This window comes from Mycobacterium sp. (assembly GCF_049647605.1).
Taxonomy (GTDB): Bacteria; Actinomycetota; Actinomycetes; order Mycobacteriales; family Mycobacteriaceae; genus Mycobacterium.
The window spans coordinates 1-4,270 of record NZ_JBARXZ010000006.1 but is presented as its reverse complement, the minus strand read 5'-3'; the positions used below and the strand labels follow the sequence as shown (position 1 = coordinate 4,270).

The 4,270-nt window shown below is 64.9% G+C and carries 6 protein-coding genes and 1 pseudogene; 2 read left to right on the top strand and 5 right to left on the bottom strand.

Annotated features, from left to right (window positions below):
* A partial coding sequence (locus tag WBB07_RS00695; RefSeq protein WP_526303753.1) for a BRCT domain-containing protein occupies window positions 1–547 on the top strand: 547 nt, incomplete at its 5' end.
* Window positions 548–554: 7 nt separating this feature from the next.
* Here the strand turns inward: WBB07_RS00695 and WBB07_RS00690 are convergent.
* The 5 genes from WBB07_RS00690 to WBB07_RS00670 form a co-directional block, all read right to left on the bottom strand.
* Window positions 555–944: a YchJ family metal-binding protein gene (locus WBB07_RS00690; RefSeq protein ID WP_526303751.1), complete on the bottom strand. Its 390-nt coding sequence runs from the start codon at window positions 942–944 to the stop codon at window positions 555–557.
* A complete protein-coding gene (locus WBB07_RS00685) occupies window positions 928–1,458 on the bottom strand; it encodes a nitroreductase family protein (RefSeq protein WP_526303749.1) in 531 nt (176 codons plus the stop codon). Before WBB07_RS00685 ends, WBB07_RS00690 begins: the two co-directional genes overlap by 17 nt.
* Window positions 1,459–1,474: 16 nt before the next feature.
* On the bottom strand, window positions 1,475–2,548 hold the full coding sequence (gene mgrA, locus WBB07_RS00680; RefSeq protein WP_526303747.1) for an L-glyceraldehyde 3-phosphate reductase: 1,074 nt from the start codon (window positions 2,546–2,548) through the stop codon (window positions 1,475–1,477).
* A gap of 132 nt (window positions 2,549–2,680) precedes the next feature.
* On the bottom strand, window positions 2,681–2,941 hold the full coding sequence (locus tag WBB07_RS00675) for a hypothetical protein (RefSeq protein ID WP_526303745.1): 261 nt from the start codon (window positions 2,939–2,941) through the stop codon (window positions 2,681–2,683).
* A 472-nt stretch (window positions 2,942–3,413) separates the two neighbouring features.
* Window positions 3,414–3,749 carry a hypothetical protein gene (locus WBB07_RS00670; RefSeq protein WP_526303743.1) on the bottom strand — a complete coding sequence of 112 codons (336 nt, stop codon included), beginning with the start codon at window positions 3,747–3,749 and terminating at the stop codon, window positions 3,414–3,416.
* Between WBB07_RS00670 and WBB07_RS00665 the strand changes: the two are divergent.
* Window positions 3,730–4,270: pseudogene (locus WBB07_RS00665) on the top strand (hypothetical protein); the annotation flags it as partial. The gene WBB07_RS00670 and the pseudogene WBB07_RS00665 sit on opposite strands and share 20 nt — an antisense overlap.

Sequence of the window (4,270 nt, the reverse complement as noted above, 5' to 3'; positions counted from 1 at the left end):
GTCCACACCGGTGTCGGCGACACTGCCGGCGTTGTCGGCGCTGCTGGAGGTCAGCCACCGGGTGAGCGCGGTGTTGTTGGATGACGGCGCCGCACCCGTCGTGCCCGGCGGCTCGCAGTGGCTGGCCGGTGCCCGCGAATCGGTGGCCTTCCAGCTGCGCCGCGCGGCCTCGCGGGTCCGGCTCACCGACGCCGTGCTGGCGCGGCTACGCAGAGCCGAAGCGCTGCTGGGTGCCTCTATCGTCGACGCCGATGTGATGCCTGCGGGGGAGGCGATTGCCGAGGTGCTGGTGCCAGGCGCCCGGATTTGTTTCACCGGAACCGCTTTGGATGACAGCGGCGTGGAGGTGCCGCGAGAGCGGATGGAGGTGTTGGCCACCGCGGCCGGGCTGACCCCGGTGAAAACGGTGACCAAGACTCGTTGCGAGGTCCTGGTCACCGCTGAGGCCGGCACTCAGTCCGGTAAGGCGCAAAAAGCCCTCGACTACGGCAAGCCGGTGTTCTCGGCCGACGAGTTCTTCGAGTGGCTCGACACCCGGCCGAGCTGACTGGGGTTCAGTCGAGGATGTCGCCGTCCTCGTAGAACCAGCGACCCGCACGACGGATGAACCGGGACCGTTCGTGCAGTGTCGCGACTCCGGTGCCATCGCGGTAGTGCGCCCGATACTCGACCTCGCCGTACTCGTCGTCGGGTCCGCCGTCAACGGTGTCGACGATGTCGAGTTGCACCCAGGGGAGCACCGCGTCGGGCATCGACCCGACGGGCCGCGTCGCCGGATGCCAGGTCTGCCACACGTAGTCGAGATTGCCCACGGCATACGCGCTGTAACGCGAGCGCATCAGTTGCTCGGCGGTCTGCGCCGGCTCGCCGTGGTGTATTGCCAGACAACACGATCCGAAGGGTCCGCTGCTGCCACATGGGCAGGGGTCAGTGGGAGTGACCATTCCAGCGCCCTCGGTGGACAACTTCGTCGAACGGTCGCCGATCGGGCTTCAGGATCGGCTTGAGGGGACGGTCGGCGGGGTAGCCGATGCCCATCAGATGCGCCACGAGGTATCCCTGCGGAACGGACAGGAGCTTGCGGGCCAGATCCTGATCGCCCACCGAGGAGTGGCCGGTGCCGATGCCGAGATCGGTTGCAGCGAGCATCATCGCCAGCGTCGCCTGTCCCAGGTCATACCGATCGACCAGTGCGGTGCGCTCATCGGGCGGCTCCGGGATCACCAGCGCGATCGCGGCCGGAGCCGAGGCAATGTGCTTGGCGCCCTGCCAGACTGTCGAAAGCTGTTGTAGCTGTTCGTGATCAGTCACGATGATGAAGTCCCAGTGCTGTTGATTGCGTGCCGACGGGGATCGCCAGCCGGCCTCGGCGATCCTGTTCAGGTCGTCGTCGGTGACCTCGTCCGTCAGATAGCTGCGTACATTCCGTCGTGAGCGCAGTGCGTCCCAGGTTTCCATATCGTCCTTCCGGTTCTCAGATGTCCGAGCTCTCGCGCCACAAATCGATACCGGAATCGGTTGCATACCGGTCGATTTCGGCGAGTTCTTCCGGACTGAAGGTCAGGTTGTCCAGGGCTCCCAGGTTCTCCTGGAGCTGCTCCACGCTGGACGCGCCGACCAGCGTCGAGGCGACGCCGGCATCGCGGAGCACCCAGGCCAGCGCCAGCTGGGCCAGCGACTGCCCCCGCCGCTCGGCAACGCCGGCAAGTCCGCGAAGCTGGTCGCGCACTTGCTCGGTGATCAGCCCGTCGTCGAATGTCGGTCGGGCGGTGGCGCGTTCTATGTCAACGGCGGGCCGCTGCAAGTAGCGGTCGGTCAGCAGGCCCTGCGCCAGGGCGGTGAACGCTATCGCGCCCATCCCGGCATCGGACAGCGCCGCGGTGAGACCGTTTTCGACCCAGCGGTTCAGCAGCGAGTACGACGGTTGGTGGATCACCAGGGGAGTGCCGAGTTGTTTGGCGATTTCGGCTGCCTGCGTGGTCTTTTCGGCTGAGTACGACGAGACGCCGACGTAACGGGCCTTGCCCGATCGGACGGCGGTGTCGAGTGCGCCGATGGTTTCCTCCAACGGCGTCGTCGCGTCGATGCGGTGCGAGTAGAAGATGTCGACGTAGTCCAGGCCCAGCCGGTCGAGCGACTCGTCGAGGCTGGCCAGCAGGTAGGCGCGGCTGCCGAGCTGACCGTACGGTCCCGGCCACATATCCCAGCCTGCCTTGGTGGAGACGATCAGCTCGTTGCGGTACGGCTTGAAGTCGCGACGCAGCATCCGGCCGAAGTTCTCCTCGGCGGAGCCGTACGGTGGGCCGTAGTTGTTGGCCAGGTCAAAATGGGTGATGCCGTGATCGAAGGCGTAGCGCAAGATCTGGCGCTGGCCGTCAAAGGGCCGGTTGTCGCCGAAGTTGTACCAGAGCCCCAGTGAGATCGCCGGCAGCAGCAGCCCGGAGTTGCCCACCCGCCGGTATGGCATGCCGTCGTAACGGCTGCGCGCCGCCACCCAGGGGTCGTGGCTGAACGGAACATCGGTGATCGCCAGAGCATCGTCGGCCATGGTGCCCATCGTAGAGGCGCTTGTTGCCGGCGACGATGGTGGGCCAGGGCGCAGAAGCCGGGCGAGACGGCGTCCCGTTCTGGGTATCGGCGCAGGTCAATCGCGCTCGGCTCCAGTCGCCTGCCCGACGCGTCAGCTCTGCGCTTGAAGCCGCTTCAGATCTTCGCTCAGCTTGCCGAGATTTTCCTCCATGCCGGCGAGGGTGTTGATGATCTCGAGCTGCGACCCGACGACCAGACTGATCAACGTCTGCAGATGGGCACTGGGGTTCTGATTGGCGCCCTCGGTGTTCTCCGCAACCGCCACGAGCCACGTGACCAGTTGTTTGCAGTTACCCAAGCCCTGTGGGACTTGCACGTTGCGGATGGTCTCGATCTCGTTGACGTCGATCATGGCGCCTCTTTCCTCGTTTTCACGTTGACCCAACGGGTGTTTGTCGTCGCCACCGTACTCGTCGGATCGAGAACTGCGGGCTCGGATGCGAAGGTGACAGCAATGGTTTTCATTACCTTCGGCAACTAGCTGAGAGTATGGGGCTCGCGCAGTGATGCGGTTGGCAATGCTGTTTTGGTGGAGTCGCCCGTGTTGTGGTTAACGAGTACTGAACGGACAGCAACTTACCGAGACGTAGGTGTCGGGATGTTTCGATTGTAGTGACGTAATCGTCAATTGCCTTTATGCTGCTGCCGGCGTCGCAAATCTGGCGGCGGGACTAGTCGCAATTGATTGGGGGATCGCTGGTGGGAATGACCAAGGCTGCGAAGGCAAAGAAGGGTCGGCATCGGGCCGGTTCAGCAAAGAGTGTGCGGGTTCCTGGGCTGAGCGCAGCGAACCCGGAGCCGGCGACCTCGCAGCAGTGTGGTCATTACAGCGCGGCGGGTTGGGTCGGCGCCGGCGTCTTCGCCCTCGGTATGGGTGCGGCGATGGTGGCGATGCCGGGCGTGGCCCACGCCGATTCCACCGGTTCTTCGGACTCGGGCTCGTCGAGTTCATCCTCATCGGACAGCAAGTCATCGGACAGCAAGCCCTCGAAGTCAGGTGCTGATAGGTCCTCCAAGTCCTCGCGGGATACGGGTCCGGGCCGGTCTGCGGACAAGGGCGACACCGAATCGAAGTCCTCGGGTTCGAAGTCCGGCGATTCCGATGGTGACTCGACCAAGAAGACGGCCAGATTTGGTTCCTTGCACCGTGATTCAGTCAAGGATGCCGACTCCTCCGACGTAGTGGCCAAGCGTGCTGAGTCCGTTGCTGCGGAGAAGTCGACCTCGGCGCTGGAAAGCTCTGCGGCCCAGGCGAAGGTTGCCTCGGCTCCCGCGGTACGGGACACGACGGCCGAGGTGAACCTCGATCGTGCCGCGGTGACCAGCATCCCGAATATTTCGCCCCTGGGCGCATTTGCGACACCGCAGACATTTGTCAATTTCTTCTTCGGCAACGGCACCGCGGCGAATCCCAACGGCGGCATCATCATGGGCAACGGCTTCTCCTTTGATGCCGAGACCTGTGCCGGAATCACCGCCTGCCACGGTGGAAACGGCGGATTTTTCGGCAACGGTGGAGCCGGTTTCAACGGGGGCCGCGGCGGCGCGGCCGGCTGGTTCGGCAACGGCGGTGACGGTGGTGCGGGTATCGCCCAGGTCAACGGCGGTGCCGGCGGTAACGGCGGTCGCGGCGGGCTGATCTCCGGCAACGGCGGCGACGGCGGCGCCGGTGCGATCACCC

Coding starts and splice junctions, on each gene's coding strand:
- WBB07_RS00690 (WP_526303751.1), bottom strand. CDS start 944: ATGGTCACTCCCACTGACCCCTGCCCATGTGGCAGCAGCGGACCCTTC.
- WBB07_RS00685 (WP_526303749.1), bottom strand. CDS start 1,458: ATGGAAACCTGGGACGCACTGCGCTCACGACGGAATGTACGCAGCTAT.
- mgrA (WP_526303747.1), bottom strand. CDS start 2,548: ATGGCCGACGATGCTCTGGCGATCACCGATGTTCCGTTCAGCCACGAC.
- WBB07_RS00675 (WP_526303745.1), bottom strand. CDS start 2,941: ATGATCGACGTCAACGAGATCGAGACCATCCGCAACGTGCAAGTCCCA.